The sequence below is a fragment of the Agrobacterium deltaense RV3 genome, from assembly GCF_900013505.1.
Classification (GTDB): domain Bacteria; phylum Pseudomonadota; class Alphaproteobacteria; order Rhizobiales; family Rhizobiaceae; genus Agrobacterium; species Agrobacterium leguminum.
On sequence record NZ_LT009745.1, the window covers coordinates 1833971 to 1853309 of the forward strand.

Sequence of the window (19339 nt, forward strand, 5' to 3'; positions counted from 1 at the left end):
ATGGCCTTCGCCCTGCCTCTTCCCTCGCTGCCGAAGCGTTACCAGCCGGCGGCCATCTGGTCGCTTTATGTCATCGGCCTCTGTCCGGGTGTCTGGTATTTCTATCTCGCCGCAACCGGCGGTCTCGGCTTCAATCCGGTCAAGGATTTCGAGCACCTGCTCGGCATCTGGGCGCTGCGCTTCCTGTGCCTCGGCCTTCTGGTGACGCCGCTACGCGATCTCTTTAACATCAACCTCATCGCCTATCGCCGCGCGCTGGGGCTGATCGCCTTCTATTACGTGCTGGCGCATTTCACCGTCTATCTGGTGCTGGATCGCGGCCTGATCCTCGGCTCCATCGCCGGCGATATTCTGAAGCGCCCCTATATCATGCTCGGCATGGCCGGTCTCATCATGCTCCTGCCCCTCGCGCTCACCTCCAACCGCTGGTCCATCCGCAAGCTCGGCAGCCGCTGGAACACGCTGCATAAACTCGTCTACCTCGTGCTCATCGTCGGTGTGCTGCACTTCGTGCTCGCGCGAAAGTCGATCACGCTGGAGCCGGTGTTTTATATCAGCACGATGGGGGTATTGCTGGGGTATCGGCTGGTACGGCCATCGATCATGTCGATGAAGAGAGCCAAACGCGCGAGACCCGTCCGGCCATAATGGCGGCGGCCCCAATCCCCGCGACATAACAGACTATATTCCACAGCGAAAAAACACGGCCGAGCAGCAAAGCGCCGGCCGTCGTTGCGCGAAACGCATCCAGTTCCGGAAAATGAACAAGCCGGATGAGTTCCACGAGAACGACGGCAAGAATGGCGATGTGAACCTCATAGCCGTGCCAGCGCGATGGAAAGAAGGTTGCCAGCAGCAGATAGATCATCGCTCCCCAGAGCACGGATCCGCCATATTTTACCGCCACGAACGGCAATCCCACGTCGTAACCGAAGCTCCGCAGGCAAAGGCCGCAGACGATCACCGCCATCGCCGCCGCCAGAAGCCGGATGCGGGCGAAATAAGATGGGGATACGCGCGGCAGGCCCATACGGCTTCCTTAGGGTTTTCGTATGAAAGGTGACGAAGTGAGATCGGGGACGGAAATGAGCACAGCAACAAGCCCGGCCGCAAGCCGCCTCTCCGTCTTGGACAATCTGCTCTGCGATACCTATCCCTGGGGCGAACTCAAGGGCATCAGGCGTTTTATCGTCGAGTTTCTTTATTTCGGCATCAAGGAAGCCCGCGCCTGCATGTTTGCGGGCTTGTTCTTCGTCTCCATCTTCGTGGTGCCGCATGGTGGAGTGCTCGGCATTCCCCGTTACGACGTGCTGCTGATCATTGCGCTCGCCATTCAGTTCTTCATGATCTGGAGCAGGCTCGAAACGCTTGACGAGGCCAAGGCCATCATGCTGTTTCATATCGTCGGCTTTGCATTGGAAGTGTTCAAGACATCGAGCGCCATCCAGTCATGGTCCTATCCGGATTTCGCCTATAGCAAAGTCCTCGGCGTGCCGCTCTTTTCCGGTTTCATGTATGCGGCCGTCGGCAGCTACATCATTCAGGCGTGGCGATTGCTGGATGTGCGCATTCGCCACTATCCCACCTACTGGATGGCGACCCTTATCGGCATCGCCATTTACGCCAACTTCTTCACCCATCACTTCATCGGCGATTACCGCTGGTACATCGCCGCCTGCGCCATCGGGCTCTATTCCCGCGCAACAGTGATCTTCCGCCCCTATGATCGGGATCGAAAGATGCCGCTACTTCTCGCCTTCATCCTGATCGGGTTTTTCGTCTGGCTGGCGGAAAATATCTCCACCTTCTTCGGCATCTGGAAATATCCCGACCAGCTCGGCGCCTGGTCCGTCGTGCATATCGGCAAATGGAGTTCATGGTCGCTGCTGGTCATCATGACTTTCACGATCATCGCACACCTCAAGCACATCAAGGATCGTATTTACGTTCCGGAGTGAGAAAGATGAATTACTCCAAGGCACTTTCAAGTCTCGCAAGTTTTACAACTAAGCGCGTAGGCCTGAAATCCAACAATAAAGCTGGCGGCCCTATATTCGCATTCCTAATAATCGCTTTGGCCGGTTGTGGTGTAGATTCACCTGATCGTTTGCGCAGTGATATCCCGGACGGCATCCCCGCTGGTGAGACGGTCTATTACAATACCAGATGGTTTGAATGCGCTGTCGCCATTTACAAGCTCGACTCCGTTTTCATGGATGAGGTCCATCGGAACGGATTGCTTTCTCTAAACAAAGCAACATCCGCGCCTTGGGCTGAGACGTCGGTACTGGGGACGAATTACGTCATGGATCGCTGGATCGCCGATTTTGCAAGTAGCTTGGATTGCATCCAAGACCAGAAGCTGCAGGCGCTCTTTGAGCGGATATCAGCCAAAGGTGGCTATTTTCCAGTCCAGCCAACAAACTCGATAACCCTAATCGCGCCTGATGAGGGTTTAATGATGGTTGGTGGATACGAGTAGTAGCATCCCTAGGGTATGGATTTAACTATTCCCTCCCAAACCTTTCGCCGCGACGGCAAAACCTTAGTCATTGTGTCGGCTAAGATCTGAACACAAAAAGCCGGGCGATCTCTCGCCCGGCTTTTTTAACTCATGACGCCTGAACGGCGTCAAACCTTATGCAGCTTCGGCAGCAGCAGCTTCAGCGGCAACGCGAGCCTTGTCGGCTGCGCCCTTGGCGTCAACGTCGCGCTCGACGAATTCGATGACGGCGAGAGCGGCATTGTCGCCCTGGCGGAAGCCGGCCTTCATGATACGCAGGTAGCCGCCGTTGCGGTTTGCGTAACGGGCTGCGATCGCGTCGAACAGCTTGCGGACGGCGTCCTGATCCTTGATCTGCGAGATCGCCTGACGACGAGCGTGCAGGTCGCCGCGCTTGCCGAGGGTGACGAGCTTCTCAACGATCGGGCGAATTTCCTTCGCCTTCGGAAGCGTGGTGACGATCTGCTCATGGGTGATGAGCGAAGCAGCCATGTTGGCAAACATTGCCTTGCGGTGGCTGGCGGTTCTATTGAGCTTGCGGCCTGAATTACCGTGGCGCATTGCTATTCTCCTTCTTCGCAGGTTCCTTCTCTAAGGCCTGCCGTTTCCTGGCACATGCAGATGACTTATCTGCTGTTTGACGGGGAAAGGCAGTCTTTAAAGGGTCTGCCTTTTTGATTGTTAGTACTGGTCTTCGTAACGCTTTGCGAGATCTTCGATGTTCTCAGGCGGCCATGCCGGCACTTCCATGCCGAGGTGCAGACCCATGGAAGCGAGAACTTCCTTGATTTCGTTCAGCGACTTGCGACCGAAGTTCGGCGTGCGAAGCATTTCGGCTTCGGTCTTCTGGATCAGGTCGCCGATATAAACGATGTTGTCGTTCTTCAGGCAGTTTGCCGAACGAACGGACAGTTCGAGCTCGTCGACCTTCTTGAGAAGCGCCGGGTTGAACGCGAGTTCGGTAACCGATTCTTCTTCTGCTTCCTTCTGCGGCTCGTCGAAGTTGACGAAGACGCCCAGCTGGTCCTGAAGAATGCGAGCGGCGAAGGCAACGGCGTCTTCGCCGGAAACCGAACCGTTGGTCTCGATCGTCATGATCAGCTTGTCATAGTCGAGAACCTGGCCTTCACGGGTGTTTTCCACCTTGTAGGACACTTTCTTGACCGGAGAATAGAGGCTGTCCACCGGAATGAGGCCAATCGGGGCATCTTCCGCGCGGTTGCGCTCAGCCGGTACGTAACCCTTGCCGTTGTTGACGGTGAATTCCATGCGGATTTCAGCGCCATCGTCCAGCGTGCAGATCACGTGGTCGGGGTTCAGGATCTCGATATCGCCAACCGTCTGGATGTCACCAGCGGTCACGGCGCCCGGACCCTGCTTGCGCACGACCATGCGCTTGGAATCATCGCCGTCCATCTTGATGGCGATTTCCTTGATGTTGAGCACGATATCCGTCACATCTTCCCGAACGCCGGGGATGGAGGAGAATTCGTGCAGGACACCGTCGATCTGCACGGCCGTCACAGCGGCGCCACGCAGAGAAGACAACAGAACGCGACGCAGCGCGTTGCCGAGGGTAAGACCGAAACCACGCTCCAGCGGCTCGGCAACCAGGGTTGCCTTGGTGCGGCTGGACGAGGTGAACTCGACCTTGTTCGGCTTGATAAGTTCCTGCCAGTTCTTCTGAATCATCTTTAAACCTTCCGTTCGCCGCCACCATCCAATCGTGACGGACCGAGCATGAAAACACCGAGAGGAACCTAATTCAGCGGTTCATCGGTGGGTTCTCGAGCGCAAGTCCGCCGATCGAAATCGACGCGCACACGCCAGATACACGAAAATTCCGCCAGACCTGAGGTAAGGCGGAATTTCCGAACCACGGTCGCGTCAGACGCGGCGCTTCTTGCGCGGACGGCAACCGTTGTGCGGGATCGGCGTCACGTCGCGAATGGAAGTGATCATGAAACCGGCAGCCTGCAGGGCGCGAAGTGCCGATTCACGGCCGGAACCCGGACCGCAAACTTCAACTTCAAGCGACTTCATGCCGTGTTCCTGAGCCTTCTTCGCGCAATCTTCAGCAGCAATCTGGGCAGCGAACGGGGTCGACTTGCGCGAACCCTTGAAGCCCTTGGCACCAGCAGACGACCAGGCAATGGCGTTGCCCTGTGCGTCGGTGATGGTGATCATCGTGTTGTTGAAGGTCGAGTTGACGTGCGCGACGCCCGACGTGATGTTCTTACGTTCGCGACGGCGAATACGTGCGGCTTCCTTGGCCATTTTATACCTTTCATTGATCTCTTCACCGCCGTAACACCAGCGGCTACACCGGCGATTGGCCCCATCGGAGCTTCACGCCAAACTCAGAAAGGCTGGCGCGGACTGCACCAGCCTCCCCTTTCCGGAGAACCGGAAAATTACTTCTTCTTACCAGCGATAGCCTTCGCCGGACCCTTGCGGGTGCGGGCGTTGGTGTGCGTGCGCTGACCGCGGACCGGAAGGCCACGACGGTGACGCAGGCCGCGGTAGCAACCGAGGTCCATCAGACGCTTGATGTTCATCGAGGTCTCACGACGCAGGTCGCCTTCGACCTGGTAGTCGCGGTCGATGGCTTCGCGGATCTGAAGAACTTCAGCATCCGTCAGCTGATGAACGCGCTTCTCAGCCGGAAGACCGACCTTGTCCATGATTTCCTGCGCGAATTTCGGACCGATCCCGTGAATGTAGGTCAGCGCAATAACAACGCGCTTCGCGGTCGGGATGTTGACGCCAGCGATACGTGCCACGTCTCTTCTCCTTGGTTCCAGTTGCCATCCGGCAAGTGGTGATTCCATTCGAGCGGCCGACAAGACCGCCAGTTCAAATTGGTGTCCGTGACAAGTCAAAACGACCGAACCCGGATCTCCCTTCCCTTAGGGAAATCCGCGCCAGTCGCTTGGGATGTCGCGAGTTGGCGCGGTGTTTAACGGAATCAGCGCAAAAAAGCAACCGGCTCCGCCAAGATTCTTTTACGATCCATAGGATCTGCCGCCATGCGGAAGCGAGATATGGGCAAGAGCGCAACAGCCTCGCCCATCCGCTCCGTCGATCAGGCGGAGGCTTTCTCGAGAACGCGCTCGATAGCCTCGGTGACGGCATCGACGTCAGCCATGCCATCCAGCGTCACGAGCTCGCCCTGTTCACTGTAATAGGCAGACAGCGGCGCGGTCTTCTCGCGATATTCCGTCAGGCGCTTGCGGAACGCTTCCGGATTGTCATCCGAGCGAACCGTACCGCCGGCGGCAATGGTTTCAGCCACGCGGTTTTCGATTCGGCGAATCAACGCCTCTTCGTCCACCTTGAGTTCAATGACGGCATCGAGGACCAGATTCTTCTTGCGCATGTTCTCGGCAAGCGCCTTGGCCTGCGGAACGGTGCGCGGATAGCCGTCGAGAATAAAGCCCTTGGCACAGTCCGGTGCTTCGATGCGTTCGGAAACGATCTGATTGACGATATCGTCGGAAACAAGCCCGCCGGCGTCCATGACGGCCTTGGCGCGTTTGCCGATTTCGGTGCCCGCGCTGACCGCAGCGCGAAGCATGTCACCGGTGGAAAGCTGCGGGATCCCGTACTTGTCCGTCAGCCGCTTGGCCTGGGTTCCCTTGCCCGCACCCGGCGGACCCAAAAATATCAGTCTCATCGTCCCCTCTTTCCTCCACGCAACTTCGACTTCTTGATCAGCCCTTCATACTGCTGCGCGATCAGGTGGCCCTGAATTTGCGCAACCGTATCCAGAGTTACACTGACAACGATCAAAAGCGAAGTACCACCAAGGGCTAATGGAATGCCCGTGCGTGCGATAAGTGTCTCAGGAAGGATACAGACGAAGACAAGATAAATCGCGCCGACCACGGTGATGCGGGTCAGGACGTAATCGATGTACTCCGCGGTGCGCTCGCCCGGACGGATGCCCGGAATGAAGCCACCATGCTTCTTGAGGTTATCTGCGGTGTCCTTCGGATTGAAGACGATCGCCGTATAGAAAAACGCGAAGAACGCGATCAGCAGGCCGTAGAGCGCCATGAACAGCGGCTGTCCGTGCTGCAGCGACGCGATGATCGAGGTTGCCCAGCCCGGCAGGTTGGTGTTTCCGGCAAAACCAGCGGCCGTTGCCGGCAGCAGCAGCAGCGACGATGCGAAGATCGCGGGAATGACGCCGGCCGTGTTGAGCTTCAGCGGCAGATGCGAGGTGTCGCCCTGGAACATGCGATTGCCGACCTGTCGCTTCGGATATTGGATCAACAGGCGGCGCTGGGCGCGCTCCACGAAGACGATGAGCGCGATGACGCCGATGGCGACCACAACGACCGTCAGGATGAGCGGGGTGGAAAGCGCACCGGTACGGCCGAGTTCCAGCGTGCCGGCCAGCGCCTTGGGCAGGCCTGCGGCAATGCCCGCGAAGATGATCAGCGAAATACCGTTGCCGATGCCGCGCGAGGTGATCTGCTCACCCAGCCACATCAGGAACATCGTGCCGCCGAGCAGCGTGATGACCGTGGAAATGCGGAAGAACCAGCCCGGATCGACCACGAGGCCGTTGCCGCTTTCGAGGCCGACCGCAATGCCATAGGCCTGCAGCGTGCCGAGCAGCACCGTGCCGTAGCGCGTATACTGGTTGATGATCTTGCGGCCGGCTTCGCCTTCCTTCTTCAACGCTTCGAGCGAGGGCACGACCGAGGTCATGAGCTGCACGATGATCGAAGCGGAGATGTAAGGCATGATGCCGAGCGCGAAGATCGCCATGCGCTCGACGGCGCCACCCGCAAACATGTTGAAAAGACCGAGAATACCGTTGGCCTGGCCACGGAAGGCCTGCGCATAGGCTTCGGGGTTCAGGCCCGGAAGCGGAATGTGGGTGCCGAGACGGTAGACGAGAAGTGCGGCAAGAGTAAACCAGAGACGCTTTTTCAGATCCTCCGCCTTAGCGAAGGTCGAAAAATTCAGGTTCGAAGCCAGTTGTTCCGCTGCTGAAGCCATAAATTTCTCCGAATGACCCTTGCCAGCCAGCGCAACCGGCCGATGCGGAAAGGTCTAAAAGATACTGGTCAAAACCGGGCTTCGGACAAATGCGGCTCTGAGCCGCCATCATGCCTCACCCTGTTTTTTATGTCCTATCCCCTCCCCTACGGAAGTTCAAGAACTGTGAGGCTCTCCCTGCAGCACTTTCTGCCGCAAGCGGGGCCGTGGAAGCACACCGCGAAGAGATTGCCCTGATGCTCTATAAATCGATTTAGATCGAAAGCACCATAGGCCAGGGAGCGCAAACGCCCGGAGCGACGAGCCCCGGGCGTCTGAAGTCTATATATTACTCGGCGGCTTCTGCTGCAACTGCGAGAAGCTTGATCGAACCGCCAGCCTTTTCGATCTTTTCAATTGCGGGCTTGGAAGCGCCGGCAACTTCGAAAGCGACCTTGGCCTTCAGCTCGCCGTCGGCGAGAATGCGTACGCCGTCCTTGGCGCGGCGGATAACGCCGGCAGCCTTGAGAGCAGCGGCATCGATCGTTGCGGAAGCGTCAAGCTTCTTGGCGTCGATGGCGGTCTGAATGCGGCCGAGCGATACGACAACATATTCGGAAGCGAAGATGTTATTGAAACCGCGCTTCGGCAGACGACGGTAGATTGGCATCTGACCGCCTTCGAAGCCGTTGATGGCGACGCCCGAACGAGCCTTCTGACCCTTCACACCGCGACCACCGGTCTTGCCCTTGCCGGAACCGATACCGCGACCTACGCGGATACGGTCCTTGGAGGCGCCTTCGTTGTCTCTGATTTCATTGAGTTTCATGATAGGTTACTCCGTCTCACTTCTCGTCAACGACGCGAACGAGATGCTGGACCGCACGGATCATGCCGCGAACCGCCGGAGTGTCTTCCAGGGTGCGCTGACGATGCATCTTGTTGAGACCCAGGCCGATCAGCGTCTGGCGCTGGATTGCCGGGCGGCGAATGGGGCTGCCGATCTGTTCGACCGTAACAGTCTTCTTGGCTTCAGTAGTCTTCTTGGCCATGATCCAGCTCCTTATTCTTCAGAAGCGTTGCCGGAAGCGGCACGACGAGCCTGAAGGGTCGCATACTTCAGACCGCGCTGTGCAGCGATGTCCTTCGGATGAACCTGATGCTTCAGAGCGTCGAACGTAGCGCGAACCATGTTGTACGGATTCGAAGAACCGGTCGACTTGGCAACAACGTCATGAACGCCGAGCGTTTCGAAAACGGCGCGCATCGGACCACCGGCGATGATACCGGTACCGGCCTTGGCCGAACGCAGCAGAACCTTGCCTGCGCCATGACGGCCATTGACGTCGTGGTGCAGCGTGCGGCCATCGCGCAGCGGAACGAAGATCAGATCGCGCTTTGCGCTTTCGGTTGCCTTGCGGATCGCTTCCGGAACTTCACGAGCCTTGCCGTGACCGAAGCCAACGCGGCCCTTCTGGTCGCCAACGACAACGAGAGCGGCGAAGCCGAAGCGACGGCCACCCTTAACAACCTTTGCAACGCGGTTGATCGCGACCAGCTTGTCGACGAATTCGCTATCGCGCTCTTCGCGGTTCTGACGCTCTTCGCGGGAACCTCTTTTATCCTGTGCCATTGTCCTTGTCCTTTTTCTTTTGCGGGTGGAACGGCAAACGAAAAGACCAGCGGTCCCGATGAAGAGATCCGCATGGTCCGGTGAAATTCCGCCCGGATCGTTGTCCGGGCGGAAACTGCAGCGCGAAAAGCGCTACAGCATCTTTGTTGGTGCATGATCCTTTCTTTCGATCTCAAAAAATCGAAAGGGTCATGCACTCAGAAGTTCAGGCCGCCTTCGCGGGCAGCGTCTGCCAGAGCCTTGATGCGGCCGTGGTAGATGAACGCGCCACGGTCGAATACGACATCCTTGACGCCAGCCTTGACGCCACGCTCGGCAACCAGCTTGCCGACAACAGTTGCTGCTGCAACGTCGGCGCCGGTCTTGAGCGAGCCGCGCAGATCGGCTTCGAGCGTGGAGGCAGACGCAAGCGTCTTACCAGCAACGTCATCGATGATCTGGGCGTAGATGTTCTTCGACGAGCGATGAACCGACAGGCGCGGGCGGCCGTTGGCAACCGCCTTGATCTGGCGGCGCACACGGCTCGCGCGACGTGCAAGTGCTTCTTTCCTGCTAGCCATTTCGCGTGATCCTTACTTCTTCTTGCCTTCTTTGCGGACAATACGCTCTTCAGCGTACTTCACGCCCTTGCCCTTGTAGGGCTCGGGACCGCGGTATTCGCGGATTTCCGCGGCTACCTGGCCAACCTGCTGCTTGTTGATGCCGGAAACGATGATTTCCGTGGGCTTCGGAACGGCAATGGTGATGCCGACCGGAGGCTCGTAAACAACGTCGTGGGAGAAGCCGAGAGCCAGCTGCAGGTTCTTGCCCTGCATGGCGGCACGGTAACCGACGCCGTTGATTTCGAGCTTGCGCTCATAGCCGTCCTTAACACCCTTGAAGATGTTCTCGATCATCGTGCGGGACATGCCCCACTTCGAACGAGCTTCCTTGGTGCCGTTAGCCGGCGTTACGGAAACGCCGTTATCTTCGAGCTTCAGCTGAATGTCGTCGTTAGCGACGAAAAACAGTTCACCCTTCGGGCCCTTAGCAGTAACCTTCTGGCCGTCGACATTGGCCGTCACACCTGCTGGAACCGGAACGGGCTTTTTACCGATACGAGACATTATTCAATCCTGTCTGTTCGTTATGGAGATCCTTGCTCGGGTCTTAGAAGACCGAGCAAAGAACCTCGCCACCAACGTTCTGTTCGCGAGCCTGGTGATCGGCCATCACGCCCTTCGGGGTCGAAAGGATGGTGATGCCGAGGCCGTTCGCGACCTGCGGAATGGACTTTACCGAGACATAAACCCGGCGGCCCGGCTTGGAAACGCGGCCGATCTCACGGATCACGGACGCGCCTTCGTAGTACTTCAGCTCGATCGTGAATTCGGACTTGCCGTTTTCGAAATCGACCTTGGAATAACCGCGAATGTAGCCTTCAGCCTGCAGCACGTCGAGAACGCGTGCGCGGAGGCTGGAAGCCGGCGTGCTTACCGAAGACTTGCGGCGAGCAGCACCATTGCGGATGCGGGTGAGCATATCACCCAAAGGATCAGTCATGGTCATGTGCCCGTCTCCTTACCAGCTCGACTTGACAATGCCCGGCACCTTGCCGGAATTGCCCAGCTCACGAAGCGCGATACGCGACATCTTGAGCTTGCGATAGAACGCGCGCGGACGGCCCGTTACTTCGCAGCGGTTGCGGATACGCGTCTTCGAGCCGTCACGCGGCAGCGAAGCGAGCTTCAGAGTGGCCTTGAACCGGTCTTCGATCGGAAGGGACTGGTTCATCACGATCGCCTTCAGTGCGGCGCGCTTGGCGGCCTGCTGGGCGACCGACTTGCGGCGGCGCTTGTTCTTTTCAACTGCGCTTGTTTTCGCCATATCGGAGTTCCTTTTCTACGCTCGTCGTTACGGTTAGTGACGGAACGGGAAGTTGAACTCTGTCAGCAGAGCCCGAGCTTCGTCGTCCGACGTCGCCGTCGTGCAAACGATGATGTCCATGCCCCACATCTGATCAACCTTATCGTAGTTGATCTCAGGGAACACAATGTGTTCCTTGATGCCCATGGCGAAGTTGCCACGGCCGTCAAAGCTCTTCGGGTTCAGGCCCCGGAAGTCGCGAACGCGCGGAAGCGCGATGTTGACCAGACGATCAAGGAATTCGTACATGCGGGCGCCACGAAGGGTAACCTTCGCGCCGATCGGCATGCCTTCGCGAACCTTGAAACCTGCGATCGAGTTGCGAGCGCGGGTAACGACCGGCTTCTGGCCGGCAATCGCAGCCAGGTCACCGGCAGCAATCGTGGGCTTCTTGGAGTCGGCAGTTGCTTCGCCAACGCCCATGTTGATCACGATCTTTTCAAGCTTCGGGATCATCATGACGTTTGCGTAGGAGAACTTCTCCTGCATGGCGCCACGGATACGGGAAACGTATTCCGTCTTGAGACGCGGCTCGTACTTATCAGCCATCGATCACTTCTCCCGAACGCTTGGCCACGCGGACCTTCTTGCCATCCACAACCGAGAAGCCAACGCGGGTCGGCTTGCCATCCTTGTCGACGATGGCGATGTTGGAGATGTGCAAGGATGCTTCCTTGTTGATGATGCCGGCTTCCTGGGCCTGGGTCTGGCGCTGGTGACGCTTCACCATATTAACGCCACGCACAACGGCCCGATCTTCCTTCGGCAAAACCTGGATTACTTCGCCGGTACGGCCCTTGTCCTTACCGGTCAATACGACAACCTTGTCGCCTTTACGAATCTTCTGCATCGCTTGTCGCTCCTTACAGTACTTCCGGAGCCAGCGAGATGATCTTCATGTGGTTCTTGGCGCGAAGTTCGCGCGGAACCGGTCCGAAGATACGGGTGCCGATGGGCTCTTTCTTGTTGTCGATAAGAACGGCTGCGTTGTTATCGAAACGGATGACGCTGCCGTCAGCGCGGCGGATGTCCTTGGCGGTGCGCACGACAACCGCCTTCATCACGTCGCCCTTCTTGACGCGGCCGCGCGGAATAGCTTCCTTGATGGAAACGACAATAATGTCGCCAACAGAAGCATATTTGCGCTTCGAGCCGCCCAGCACCTTGATGCACATGACACGACGTGCGCCGGAATTATCCGCCACGTCGAGGTTTGTTTGCATCTGAATCATGTCAGGTCGCCTTCTTGTTGTTACCGGAACGGTTGGGCAAACTCTCCCGAGTAAGCCCCCTGCCCCAGCTTATGAATATCTCTTTTTTTGCGCGGAAATGTCGTGACAGGGTGGTTTCCCGAAGGACCTTCCGTGCGCATCAAAGCAAAAGACGCTCGATTCACGAGCGTCCTTGCGGTGCTTCATACAGGAATTCGCGCCAAGTGCAAGACACCTGGCGCGATTCTGATGAAATTAAGCCTGGGCGGAAACGACCGTCCAGCGCTTGTCCTTGGAGATCGGTGCGCATTCCTCGATGGAAACGACATCGCCGACCTTATACTGATTGTTTTCGTCGTGTGCCTTGTACTTCTTCGAACGACGAACGGTCTTCTGAAGCAGCGGGTGAGCGAATCGGCGCTCAACCCGGACTACGACAGTCTTCTCGTTCTTGTCGGACACTACGACGCCCTGCAGAATGCGTTTCGGCATATTATTCTTCCTTAGGCCTTGGCTTCTGCCGCCTTCTGGCGGGCAATGGTTTTAACGCGGGCGATATCCTTGCGGACTTCGTTGATGCGCGAGGACTTCTCCAGCTGACCAGTTGCCTTCTGGAAGCGCAGGTTGAACTGCTCCTTCTTCAGATCGGCGAGCTTGTCCTTGAGCTGGTCGGCGCTGAGGCCGCGAACTTCATCGGCTTTCATGTGCCTTGCTCCTTACTCTGCGATGCGCTGTACGAAGCGCGTCTTGACCGAGAGCTTGGCAGCGCCGAGACGAAGCGCCTCACGGGCGATCTCCTCGGACACACCGTCGATCTCGAACATCATACGACCGGGCTTGACCTTGCATGCCCAGTAATCGACCGAACCCTTGCCCTTACCCATACGAACTTCGGTCGGCTTTGCCGTGACCGGAACGTCGGGGAATACGCGGATCCACACGCGACCTGCGCGCTTCATGTAACGCGTGATCGCGCGGCGGGCCGCTTCGATCTCGCGTGCATTCACGCGGTTCGGTTCCTGCGACTTCAAGCCGAATTCACCGAATGCCAGGTCAAAGCCGCCCTTGGCGACGCCCTTGATGCGTCCCTTGAACTGCTTACGGTACTTAGTACGCTTTGGCTGCAACATTTTCTTACTTCTCCGAGCTTATCTTTCGCCAGCGTCAATCAAGCGTTTTCGCGACGACGATCGGGACGATCGCCACGCTCACGGCTTGCAGGGCCCTGTGCGTCGCCTTCGAGACCGCGACGCTCAGAAGCCATCGGATCGTGCTCAAGGATTTCGCCCTTGAAGATCCAGACCTTGATGCCGCAAATGCCGAATGCGGTTTCAGCTTCAGCCGTGCCGTAGTCGATGTCCGCACGCAGCGTGTGGAGCGGAACGCGACCTTCGCGGTACCATTCGGTACGAGCGATTTCTGCACCGCCGAGACGGCCGCCGCAGGTGATCTTGATGCCTTCGGCGCCAAGACGCATTGCGGACTGAACAGCACGCTTCATCGCACGGCGGAAAGCCACGCGGCGCTCGAGCTGCTGAGCGATCGACTGGGCAACCAGCGTCGCGTCGATTTCCGGCTTGCGCACTTCAACGATGTTGAGGTGCGTTTCGGAGTTGGTCATCTCGGAAAGCTTCTTGCGAAGCTTCTCGATGTCTGCACCCTTCTTGCCGATGATCAGACCCGGACGAGCCGAGTGGATCGTAACGCGGCACTTCTTGTGCGGACGCTCGATGACGACCTTGGCGATACCGGCCTGCTTGAGTTCCTTGATCAGGTAAGCCCGGATCTTCAGGTCTTCATGCAGCAGCTTGCCGTATTCTGCGGTGTCAGCGTACCAGCGGCTATCCCAGGTACGGTTGATGCCGAGGCGGAAGCCGATCGGATTGATTTTCTGACCCATTATGCGGCCTCCCCTTTTTCCTCGACTTCACGAACAACGATCGTGAGGTGAGCGAACGGCTTTTCGATGCGGGAAGCACGACCACGGCCACGAGCGTGGAAACGCTTCATGGTGATGGACTTGCCAACATAGGCCTCGGCGACGACGAGAGCGTCGACGTCGAGGTCGTGGTTGTTTTCCGCATTGGCAATTGCAGATTCAAGCGTCTTCTTGACGGTGCCTGCAATGCGCTTGCGGGAGAATTCGAGCTCGGCGAGAGCGCGATCCACCTTCTTGCCACGGATAAGAGCGGCAACCAGGTTCAGTTTCTGGGGGCTGACGCGGAGCGTACGGGCAACGGCCTGAGCCTCGTTGTCCTTCAGCCGGCGTTCGGTCTTAGCCTTCGCCATGATTACTTCCTCTTTGCCTTCTTGTCCGCGCCGTGACCGTAATAGGTACGGGTCGGAGAGAATTCACCGAACTTGTGTCCGACCATGTCTTCGTTGACGGAGACGGGCACATGCTTGCTGCCGTTGTAGACGCCGAAGGTCAGACCAACGAACTGCGGCAGGATCGTGGAGCGACGGCTCCAGATCTTGATTACTTCGTTACGTCCGCTCTCGCGCACCTTCTCAGCCTTGGTGAGAAGATAGCCGTCAACAAACGGACCTTTCCATACTGAACGAGCCATTAGTGACTACCTCTCTTACTTCTTACGCTGATGGCGCGAGCGCATGATGAACTTGTCGGTCGACTTGTTCGAACGGGTGCGCTTGCCCTTCGTGGGCTTGCCCCACGGAGTAACCGGGTGGCGACCACCCGACGTGCGACCTTCACCACCACCGTGCGGGTGGTCGACCGGGTTCATGACGACGCCGCGAACGTGCGGACGCTTGCCGCGCCAACGGGAACGACCGGCCTTGCCGTCGTTGATGTTGGCGTGGTCCGAGTTCGAAACAGCACCGATCGATGCGAGGCAGGAGCCATGCACCAGACGCTGTTCGCCCGAGTTGAGACGCAGGATGGCCATGCCGGCATCGCGGCCGACGAGCTGGACATACGTACCGGCGGAGCGAGCGATCTGACCGCCCTTGCCCGGCTTCATCTCGACGTTGTGGATGATCGAACCGACCGGAATGTACTGAAGCGGCATGGTGTTGCCAGGCTTCACGTCCACTGCCTTGTCGGAGGCGATCACCTTGTCACCGGCAGCGAGACGCTGTGGCGCGAGAATGTAAGCCTGTTCGCCGTCGGTATACGTAACCAGCGCGATGAACGCGGTGCGGTTGGGGTCGTATTCCAGACGCTCAACGGTGCCTTCTACGTCGAACTTGCGACGCTTGAAGTCAACCAGACGGTAGGTCCGCTTGTGACCGCCACCCTGGAAACGGACGGTGATCCGGCCCTGGTTGTTACGGCCACCCTTGGAGCTGAGGCCCTGGGTGAGAGCCTTTACCGGCTTGCCCTTGTAGAGCGAAGCGCGGTCCACGATAACCAGCTGGCGCTGGCTCGGCGTGGTCGGATTGAAACTTTTCAATGCCATTTTCTTGTTCCCTTTTGGGTCTTTGCCCGCTTGGGCCTAACCTTTAGAGTCCGGTGGACACGTCGATGGATTGACCTTCGGCGAGCGTGACGACGGCTTTCTTGACGTCCTTCAGCTTACCGGCGAATCCACGGAAACGACGGGTCTTACCCTTGCGGATAAGCGTGTTCACAGCCGTGACTTTGACGCCGAAGAGAGCTTCCACGGCAGCCTTGATTTCAGGCTTGGAAGCATTCTTGGCGACGTTGAATACGACCTGGTTCTGTTCGGATACCAGCGTCGACTTTTCCGTGATCGAAGGAGATACGATCACATCGTAGTGGCGAAGATCCGTCATTTGAACCGCTCCTCCAGAGCCTCTACAGCAGCCTTGGAAAGCACCAGCTTGCCACGGCGCAGGATGTCGTAAACATTGATGCCCTGAACCGGCAGAACGTCCACGTTCGGGATGTTCTGAGCAGCGAGCTTGAAGTTGCCATCAAGTTCGGCGCCGCCGATAACGAGAGCGTTGGTCAGGCCAAGCGAAGCGAAGCTGCCCAGCAGAGCCTTGGTCTTTGCTTCGGACGCGACGAGCTGATCAACGATGATCAGTTCTTCAGCCTTCAGCTTTGCAGACAGGGCGTGACGCAGAGCGAGCGCACGAACCTTCTTCGGAAGATCGTGTGCATGGCTGCGAACGACCGGGCCGTGGGCCTTGCCGCCGCCGCGGAACTGCGGTGCGCGAGCCGAATGGTGACGAGCGCGGCCCGTACCCTTCTGCTTGTACATCTTCGCGCCGGTGCGGGAAACTTCCGACCGGTTCTTGGACTTGTGGGTTCCCTGCTGCTTCTTTGCAAGCTGCCAGCGAACCATGCGGGCCAGGATGTCCTGGCGGGGGTCGAGGCCGAAGATCTCATCCGACAGAGAAACCTTGCCGGCGTCTTTTCCCTCGAGGGTCTTGACGTTCAATTCCATGATAAGGCTCCCTTACTTCGCAGCCGACTTGACGGCGTCGCGGACGATGATCCAGGAACCCTTCGAGCCGGGAACTGCACCCTTCACGAGGATGAGGCCACGGTCTTCATCGGTCGAAACGACTTCGAGGTTCTGGGTCGTAACGCGCGTCTGGCCCATATGACCAGCCATGCGCTTGCCCTTCCAGACGCGGCCCGGATCCTGGTTGTTACCGGTCGAACCGTGTGCACGGTGCGATACGGAGTTACCGTGCGAAGCGCGGCCACCACCGAAGTTGTGACGCTTCATAGCACCGGCAAAACCTTTACCGATCGTGGTTCCAGTGACGTCGACCAGCTGGCCGGACTGAAAATGATTTGCGGTCAGTGTTGCACCGATGTCGATCAGGTTCTCGGGGGAAACCCGGAACTCGACGAGCTTGGCTTTCGGTTCGACATTGGCAGCGGCAAAATGACCGCGAAGCGCCTTCGTCGTGTTCTTGACCTTGGACTGGCCGGCACCGAGCTGAACTGCGGTATAGCCATTCTTGTCTTCCGTGCGCTGGGCAACGACTTGTACGTTATCCAGTCGCAATACTGTTACAGGGATATGTTCACCTGCGTCGTTATAGACGCGTGTCATACCCACTTTCTGTGCAATCACACCTGAACGCATTGGTTCATCCTCTTGCGAGCCTTGAAGGGAAAACCCTCTCTGGCCTTTGTTAAGGAGTGCCCTTCGACATCTCACGATGTTTCCGGTCTCCGGTTTGGAAGTCGTTGGATTGCTCCACGTACCTTCCTTGTTATTGGCCTTCACCCAAAGGTGAAGTCCGGCCTTGTTACTTCAGCCCTCACCTTGAATGGATCGGGCCGGGTCTTAGAGCTTGATTTCCACGTCAACGCCAGCAGCGAGGTCGAGCTTCATCAGAGCATCGACAGTCTGCGGGGTGGGGTCAACGATATCGAGAAGACGCTTGTGCGTCCGCATTTCGAACTGTTCACGGCTCTTCTTATCAACGTGAGGAGAGCGGTTGACGGTAAACTTTTCGATGCGGGTGGGGAGCGGAACCGGGCCGCGAACGCTGGCGCCGGTGCGCTTTGCGGTCGACACGATTTCACGGGTAGAGGCATCGAGGATCCGGTGATCGAACGCCTTGAGGCGGATACGGATATTCTGGCCGTTCATTCGTCTTGTCCTTGTTCTTTGTTATTCGTTTCCGCACGCGGAAACACATGAACTTCTATTGATCGTGGCGCCGCAGATTTTCAAAAATCGAGAGAAATGCGCTGTCGCATCCCAATCATTTCAATTGTCTGTATTGCTAAAACACCGCGTTTCGCAATCGCTTGCGAATCCAGCGGTGAGTGTGAGTGCGCGTTTACGCGCTTTCACCGAATTTTTCAAGCACTAAAAATGCAACGCCGCCAGGCTTTTTACTAAAAGTCCGGCGGCGGTGTTGTTCACACCGCCGCCAGTCAGAATTTCAAAGGTCGAAATTACTCGACGATCGAGGCAACGATGCCGGCGCCGACGGTGCGGCCGCCTTCGCGGATAGCGAAGCGCAGCTTTTCTTCCATCGCGATCGGAACGATCAGCTCGACGTCAACGGTCACGTTGTCGCCAGGCATAACCATTTCCGTGCCTTCCGGAAGCGTAACGATGCCCGTTACGTCCGTCGTGCGGAAGTAGAACTGCGGACGGTAGTTCGTGAAGAACGGCGTATGACGGCCGCCTTCTTCCTTCGTCAGGATGTAGGCTTCAGCCTTGAACTTCTTGTGCGGCTTAACCGAACCCGGCTTGCACAGGATCTGACCACGCTCGACGCCGTCACGGTTAACACCGCGAACGAGAGCGCCGATGTTGTCGCCGGCCTGGCCCTGGTCGAGCAGCTTGCGGAACATTTCAACGCCGGTAACCGTCGTCTTCGAGGTCGGACGAATGCCGACGATTTCGACTTCTTCGCCAACCTTGACGATACCGCGCTCAACGCGACCCGTCACAACCGTACCACGGCCGGAGATCGAGAACACGTCTTCGATCGGCATCAGGAACGGCTGGTCGATCGGACGCTCAGGCGTCGGGATGTAGGCGTCAACCGCAGCCATCAGCTCGCGGATCGCATCTTCACCGATCTTCTTGTCAGAATCTTCAAGAGCAGCAAGTGCCGAACCCTTGATGATCGGGATATCGTCGCCCGGGAAGTCGTAGGACGACAGAAGTTCGCGAACTTCAAGCTCAACGAGCTCGAGAAGCTCGGCGTCGTCAACCTGGTCGACCTTGTTGAGGAACACGACGATCGCCGGAACGCCAACCTGACGGGCAAGCAGGATGTGCTCGCGGGTCTGCGGCATCGGGCCGTCAGCGGCCGAGCAAACCAGGATCGCGCCGTCCATCTGGGCAGCACCGGTGATCATGTTCTTCACGTAGTCGGCGTGGCCGGGGCAGTCGACGTGCGCGTAGTGACGGGCAGGCGTTTCGTATTCAACGTGCGCCGTCGAAATCGTGATACCACGGGCCTTTTCTTCAGGCGCGGCGTCGATCTGGTCATACGCCTTGAATTCGCCGAAGAACTTCGTGATCGCTGCCGTCAGCGACGTCTTGCCATGGTCAACGTGACCGATCGTGCCAATGTTGACGTGCGGCTTATTGCGCTCAAACTTGCTCTTTGCCATTAGTGGCTCTCCATTCTTGTCCCTTGACGGGAATAATCTTCAAAATTCGGTGGGGCGTACCCCGA

The 19339-nt window shown here is 57.9% G+C and carries 32 protein-coding genes; 3 read left to right on the top strand and 29 right to left on the bottom strand.

Going from position 1 to position 19339, the window contains the following annotated elements:
• Window positions 1-648, top strand: coding sequence for a protein-methionine-sulfoxide reductase heme-binding subunit MsrQ (gene msrQ / locus AGR7B_RS09250; protein ID WP_078052745.1), 648 nt, complete (start codon window positions 1-3; stop codon window positions 646-648).
• Here the strand turns inward: msrQ and AGR7B_RS09255 are convergent.
• Complete coding sequence (locus AGR7B_RS09255) at window positions 602-1030, bottom strand: ribosomal maturation YjgA family protein (RefSeq protein WP_078052744.1); 429 nt, start codon at window positions 1028-1030, stop codon at window positions 602-604. The two genes, msrQ and AGR7B_RS09255, sit on opposite strands and share 47 nt — an antisense overlap.
• 55 nt (window positions 1031-1085) lie before the next feature.
• Here AGR7B_RS09255 and AGR7B_RS09260 point away from each other — a divergent pair, with 55 nt between their 5' ends.
• Entirely contained in the window at window positions 1086-1958 is an 873-nt protein-coding gene (locus tag AGR7B_RS09260) for a DUF817 domain-containing protein (protein WP_078052743.1), read from the top strand.
• Window positions 1959-1963: 5 nt separating this feature from the next.
• The gene (locus AGR7B_RS09265; protein WP_080856522.1) at window positions 1964-2482 is read left to right on the top strand and encodes a hypothetical protein; all 519 of its coding nucleotides are present in this window, start codon (window positions 1964-1966) and stop codon (window positions 2480-2482) included.
• Between the two features lie 156 nt (window positions 2483-2638).
• On the opposite strand, the gene rplQ is transcribed toward AGR7B_RS09265, so the two are convergent.
• The 28 genes from rplQ to tuf all read right to left on the bottom strand — a co-directional run bounded on the left by rplQ (window position 2639) and on the right by tuf (window position 19274).
• Window positions 2639-3064 carry a 50S ribosomal protein L17 gene (gene rplQ, locus AGR7B_RS09270; protein ID WP_003521014.1) on the bottom strand — a complete coding sequence of 142 codons (426 nt, stop codon included), beginning with the start codon at window positions 3062-3064 and terminating at the stop codon, window positions 2639-2641.
• A 120-nt stretch (window positions 3065-3184) separates the two neighbouring features.
• On the bottom strand, window positions 3185-4195 hold the full coding sequence (locus tag AGR7B_RS09275) for a DNA-directed RNA polymerase subunit alpha (RefSeq protein WP_003495228.1): 1011 nt from the start codon (window positions 4193-4195) through the stop codon (window positions 3185-3187).
• A 195-nt stretch (window positions 4196-4390) separates the two neighbouring features.
• Window positions 4391-4780: a 30S ribosomal protein S11 gene (rpsK, locus tag AGR7B_RS09280; RefSeq protein WP_003521013.1), complete on the bottom strand. Its 390-nt coding sequence runs from the start codon at window positions 4778-4780 to the stop codon at window positions 4391-4393.
• 137 nt (window positions 4781-4917) lie between these two features.
• Entirely contained in the window at window positions 4918-5286 is a 369-nt protein-coding gene (gene rpsM, locus AGR7B_RS09285) for a 30S ribosomal protein S13 (protein ID WP_035263425.1), read from the bottom strand.
• A gap of 302 nt (window positions 5287-5588) precedes the next feature.
• A complete protein-coding gene (locus tag AGR7B_RS09290; protein WP_003521011.1) occupies window positions 5589-6179 on the bottom strand; it encodes an adenylate kinase in 591 nt (196 codons plus the stop codon).
• On the bottom strand, window positions 6176-7516 hold the full coding sequence (secY, locus tag AGR7B_RS09295) for a preprotein translocase subunit SecY (RefSeq protein WP_003521010.1): 1341 nt from the start codon (window positions 7514-7516) through the stop codon (window positions 6176-6178). Before secY ends, AGR7B_RS09290 begins: the two co-directional genes overlap by 4 nt.
• A gap of 328 nt (window positions 7517-7844) precedes the next feature.
• Window positions 7845-8324: a 50S ribosomal protein L15 gene (gene rplO / locus AGR7B_RS09300; protein ID WP_003521009.1), complete on the bottom strand. Its 480-nt coding sequence runs from the start codon at window positions 8322-8324 to the stop codon at window positions 7845-7847.
• A gap of 16 nt (window positions 8325-8340) precedes the next feature.
• Window positions 8341-8547, bottom strand: a complete 207-nt coding sequence (rpmD, locus tag AGR7B_RS09305; RefSeq protein ID WP_020812287.1) for a 50S ribosomal protein L30 — start codon at window positions 8545-8547, stop codon at window positions 8341-8343.
• An 11-nt stretch (window positions 8548-8558) separates the two neighbouring features.
• A complete protein-coding gene (gene rpsE / locus AGR7B_RS09310) occupies window positions 8559-9128 on the bottom strand; it encodes a 30S ribosomal protein S5 (RefSeq protein ID WP_004442585.1) in 570 nt (189 codons plus the stop codon).
• A gap of 197 nt (window positions 9129-9325) precedes the next feature.
• A complete protein-coding gene (gene rplR / locus AGR7B_RS09315; RefSeq protein WP_003521008.1) occupies window positions 9326-9688 on the bottom strand; it encodes a 50S ribosomal protein L18 in 363 nt (120 codons plus the stop codon).
• A 12-nt stretch (window positions 9689-9700) separates the two neighbouring features.
• A complete protein-coding gene (gene rplF / locus AGR7B_RS09320) occupies window positions 9701-10234 on the bottom strand; it encodes a 50S ribosomal protein L6 (protein ID WP_003495204.1) in 534 nt (177 codons plus the stop codon).
• 43 nt (window positions 10235-10277) lie between these two features.
• Window positions 10278-10676, bottom strand: a complete 399-nt coding sequence (gene rpsH, locus AGR7B_RS09325; protein ID WP_003521007.1) for a 30S ribosomal protein S8 — start codon at window positions 10674-10676, stop codon at window positions 10278-10280.
• A gap of 12 nt (window positions 10677-10688) precedes the next feature.
• Window positions 10689-10994 carry a 30S ribosomal protein S14 gene (gene rpsN / locus AGR7B_RS09330; protein ID WP_003507785.1) on the bottom strand — a complete coding sequence of 102 codons (306 nt, stop codon included), beginning with the start codon at window positions 10992-10994 and terminating at the stop codon, window positions 10689-10691.
• 33 nt (window positions 10995-11027) lie between these two features.
• Window positions 11028-11582 carry a 50S ribosomal protein L5 gene (rplE, locus tag AGR7B_RS09335; RefSeq protein ID WP_003495201.1) on the bottom strand — a complete coding sequence of 185 codons (555 nt, stop codon included), beginning with the start codon at window positions 11580-11582 and terminating at the stop codon, window positions 11028-11030.
• Window positions 11575-11883 (bottom strand): 50S ribosomal protein L24, encoded by a 309-nt coding sequence (gene rplX, locus AGR7B_RS09340; protein ID WP_003521006.1) that lies wholly within the window; start codon window positions 11881-11883, stop codon window positions 11575-11577. Before rplX ends, rplE begins: the two co-directional genes overlap by 8 nt.
• A gap of 13 nt (window positions 11884-11896) precedes the next feature.
• Window positions 11897-12265 (bottom strand): 50S ribosomal protein L14, encoded by a 369-nt coding sequence (gene rplN, locus AGR7B_RS09345; RefSeq protein WP_003495199.1) that lies wholly within the window; start codon window positions 12263-12265, stop codon window positions 11897-11899.
• A gap of 234 nt (window positions 12266-12499) precedes the next feature.
• Complete coding sequence (rpsQ, locus tag AGR7B_RS09350) at window positions 12500-12736, bottom strand: 30S ribosomal protein S17 (protein ID WP_003495195.1); 237 nt, start codon at window positions 12734-12736, stop codon at window positions 12500-12502.
• 11 nt (window positions 12737-12747) lie between these two features.
• A complete protein-coding gene (rpmC, locus tag AGR7B_RS09355) occupies window positions 12748-12948 on the bottom strand; it encodes a 50S ribosomal protein L29 (RefSeq protein ID WP_003495193.1) in 201 nt (66 codons plus the stop codon).
• A 12-nt stretch (window positions 12949-12960) separates the two neighbouring features.
• Window positions 12961-13374 carry a 50S ribosomal protein L16 gene (gene rplP / locus AGR7B_RS09360; protein ID WP_003495190.1) on the bottom strand — a complete coding sequence of 138 codons (414 nt, stop codon included), beginning with the start codon at window positions 13372-13374 and terminating at the stop codon, window positions 12961-12963.
• Between the two features lie 38 nt (window positions 13375-13412).
• Window positions 13413-14144, bottom strand: coding sequence for a 30S ribosomal protein S3 (rpsC, locus tag AGR7B_RS09365; protein WP_003495188.1), 732 nt, complete (start codon window positions 14142-14144; stop codon window positions 13413-13415).
• Window positions 14144-14533 (bottom strand): 50S ribosomal protein L22, encoded by a 390-nt coding sequence (rplV, locus tag AGR7B_RS09370; RefSeq protein WP_003521005.1) that lies wholly within the window; start codon window positions 14531-14533, stop codon window positions 14144-14146. Before rplV ends, rpsC begins: the two co-directional genes overlap by 1 nt.
• 2 nt (window positions 14534-14535) lie before the next feature.
• On the bottom strand, window positions 14536-14814 hold the full coding sequence (gene rpsS / locus AGR7B_RS09375; RefSeq protein ID WP_003507772.1) for a 30S ribosomal protein S19: 279 nt from the start codon (window positions 14812-14814) through the stop codon (window positions 14536-14538).
• A gap of 15 nt (window positions 14815-14829) precedes the next feature.
• Window positions 14830-15666, bottom strand: coding sequence for a 50S ribosomal protein L2 (rplB, locus tag AGR7B_RS09380; RefSeq protein WP_003521004.1), 837 nt, complete (start codon window positions 15664-15666; stop codon window positions 14830-14832).
• Between the two features lie 43 nt (window positions 15667-15709).
• Window positions 15710-16003 (bottom strand): 50S ribosomal protein L23, encoded by a 294-nt coding sequence (locus tag AGR7B_RS09385; RefSeq protein ID WP_003521003.1) that lies wholly within the window; start codon window positions 16001-16003, stop codon window positions 15710-15712.
• A complete protein-coding gene (gene rplD / locus AGR7B_RS09390; protein WP_003495173.1) occupies window positions 16000-16620 on the bottom strand; it encodes a 50S ribosomal protein L4 in 621 nt (206 codons plus the stop codon). The genes AGR7B_RS09385 and rplD overlap by 4 nt, the downstream gene beginning before the upstream one ends.
• A 12-nt stretch (window positions 16621-16632) precedes the next feature.
• Window positions 16633-17274: a 50S ribosomal protein L3 gene (rplC, locus tag AGR7B_RS09395; RefSeq protein ID WP_003507769.1), complete on the bottom strand. Its 642-nt coding sequence runs from the start codon at window positions 17272-17274 to the stop codon at window positions 16633-16635.
• Between the two features lie 204 nt (window positions 17275-17478).
• Entirely contained in the window at window positions 17479-17787 is a 309-nt protein-coding gene (rpsJ, locus tag AGR7B_RS09400) for a 30S ribosomal protein S10 (RefSeq protein WP_003507767.1), read from the bottom strand.
• A 311-nt stretch (window positions 17788-18098) separates the two neighbouring features.
• Complete coding sequence (tuf, locus tag AGR7B_RS09405; RefSeq protein WP_003525183.1) at window positions 18099-19274, bottom strand: elongation factor Tu; 1176 nt, start codon at window positions 19272-19274, stop codon at window positions 18099-18101.
• Between the last annotated feature and the right edge of the window lie 65 nt (window positions 19275-19339).

Coding starts and splice junctions, on each gene's coding strand:
- msrQ (WP_078052745.1), top strand. CDS start 1: ATGGCCTTCGCCCTGCCTCTTCCCTCGCTGCCGAAGCGTTACCAGCCG.
- AGR7B_RS09255 (WP_078052744.1), bottom strand. CDS start 1,030: ATGGGCCTGCCGCGCGTATCCCCATCTTATTTCGCCCGCATCCGGCTT.
- AGR7B_RS09260 (WP_078052743.1), top strand. CDS start 1,086: ATGAGCACAGCAACAAGCCCGGCCGCAAGCCGCCTCTCCGTCTTGGAC.
- AGR7B_RS09265 (WP_080856522.1), top strand. CDS start 1,964: ATGAATTACTCCAAGGCACTTTCAAGTCTCGCAAGTTTTACAACTAAG.
- rplQ (WP_003521014.1), bottom strand. CDS start 3,064: ATGCGCCACGGTAATTCAGGCCGCAAGCTCAATAGAACCGCCAGCCAC.
- AGR7B_RS09275 (WP_003495228.1), bottom strand. CDS start 4,195: ATGATTCAGAAGAACTGGCAGGAACTTATCAAGCCGAACAAGGTCGAG.
- rpsK (WP_003521013.1), bottom strand. CDS start 4,780: ATGGCCAAGGAAGCCGCACGTATTCGCCGTCGCGAACGTAAGAACATC.
- AGR7B_RS09290 (WP_003521011.1), bottom strand. CDS start 6,179: ATGAGACTGATATTTTTGGGTCCGCCGGGTGCGGGCAAGGGAACCCAG.
- secY (WP_003521010.1), bottom strand. CDS start 7,516: ATGGCTTCAGCAGCGGAACAACTGGCTTCGAACCTGAATTTTTCGACC.
- rplO (WP_003521009.1), bottom strand. CDS start 8,324: ATGAAACTCAATGAAATCAGAGACAACGAAGGCGCCTCCAAGGACCGT.
- rpmD (WP_020812287.1), bottom strand. CDS start 8,547: ATGGCCAAGAAGACTACTGAAGCCAAGAAGACTGTTACGGTCGAACAG.
- rpsE (WP_004442585.1), bottom strand. CDS start 9,128: ATGGCACAGGATAAAAGAGGTTCCCGCGAAGAGCGTCAGAACCGCGAA.
- rplR (WP_003521008.1), bottom strand. CDS start 9,688: ATGGCTAGCAGGAAAGAAGCACTTGCACGTCGCGCGAGCCGTGTGCGC.
- rplF (WP_003495204.1), bottom strand. CDS start 10,234: ATGTCTCGTATCGGTAAAAAGCCCGTTCCGGTTCCAGCAGGTGTGACG.
- rpsH (WP_003521007.1), bottom strand. CDS start 10,676: ATGACCATGACTGATCCTTTGGGTGATATGCTCACCCGCATCCGCAAT.
- rpsN (WP_003507785.1), bottom strand. CDS start 10,994: ATGGCGAAAACAAGCGCAGTTGAAAAGAACAAGCGCCGCCGCAAGTCG.
- rplE (WP_003495201.1), bottom strand. CDS start 11,582: ATGGCTGATAAGTACGAGCCGCGTCTCAAGACGGAATACGTTTCCCGT.
- rplX (WP_003521006.1), bottom strand. CDS start 11,883: ATGCAGAAGATTCGTAAAGGCGACAAGGTTGTCGTATTGACCGGTAAG.
- rplN (WP_003495199.1), bottom strand. CDS start 12,265: ATGATTCAGATGCAAACAAACCTCGACGTGGCGGATAATTCCGGCGCA.
- rpsQ (WP_003495195.1), bottom strand. CDS start 12,736: ATGCCGAAACGCATTCTGCAGGGCGTCGTAGTGTCCGACAAGAACGAG.
- rpmC (WP_003495193.1), bottom strand. CDS start 12,948: ATGAAAGCCGATGAAGTTCGCGGCCTCAGCGCCGACCAGCTCAAGGAC.
- rplP (WP_003495190.1), bottom strand. CDS start 13,374: ATGTTGCAGCCAAAGCGTACTAAGTACCGTAAGCAGTTCAAGGGACGC.
- rpsC (WP_003495188.1), bottom strand. CDS start 14,144: ATGGGTCAGAAAATCAATCCGATCGGCTTCCGCCTCGGCATCAACCGT.
- rplV (WP_003521005.1), bottom strand. CDS start 14,533: ATGGCGAAGGCTAAGACCGAACGCCGGCTGAAGGACAACGAGGCTCAG.
- rpsS (WP_003507772.1), bottom strand. CDS start 14,814: ATGGCTCGTTCAGTATGGAAAGGTCCGTTTGTTGACGGCTATCTTCTC.
- rplB (WP_003521004.1), bottom strand. CDS start 15,666: ATGGCATTGAAAAGTTTCAATCCGACCACGCCGAGCCAGCGCCAGCTG.
- AGR7B_RS09385 (WP_003521003.1), bottom strand. CDS start 16,003: ATGACGGATCTTCGCCACTACGATGTGATCGTATCTCCTTCGATCACG.
- rplD (WP_003495173.1), bottom strand. CDS start 16,620: ATGGAATTGAACGTCAAGACCCTCGAGGGAAAAGACGCCGGCAAGGTT.
- rplC (WP_003507769.1), bottom strand. CDS start 17,274: ATGCGTTCAGGTGTGATTGCACAGAAAGTGGGTATGACACGCGTCTAT.
- rpsJ (WP_003507767.1), bottom strand. CDS start 17,787: ATGAACGGCCAGAATATCCGTATCCGCCTCAAGGCGTTCGATCACCGG.
- tuf (WP_003525183.1), bottom strand. CDS start 19,274: ATGGCAAAGAGCAAGTTTGAGCGCAATAAGCCGCACGTCAACATTGGC.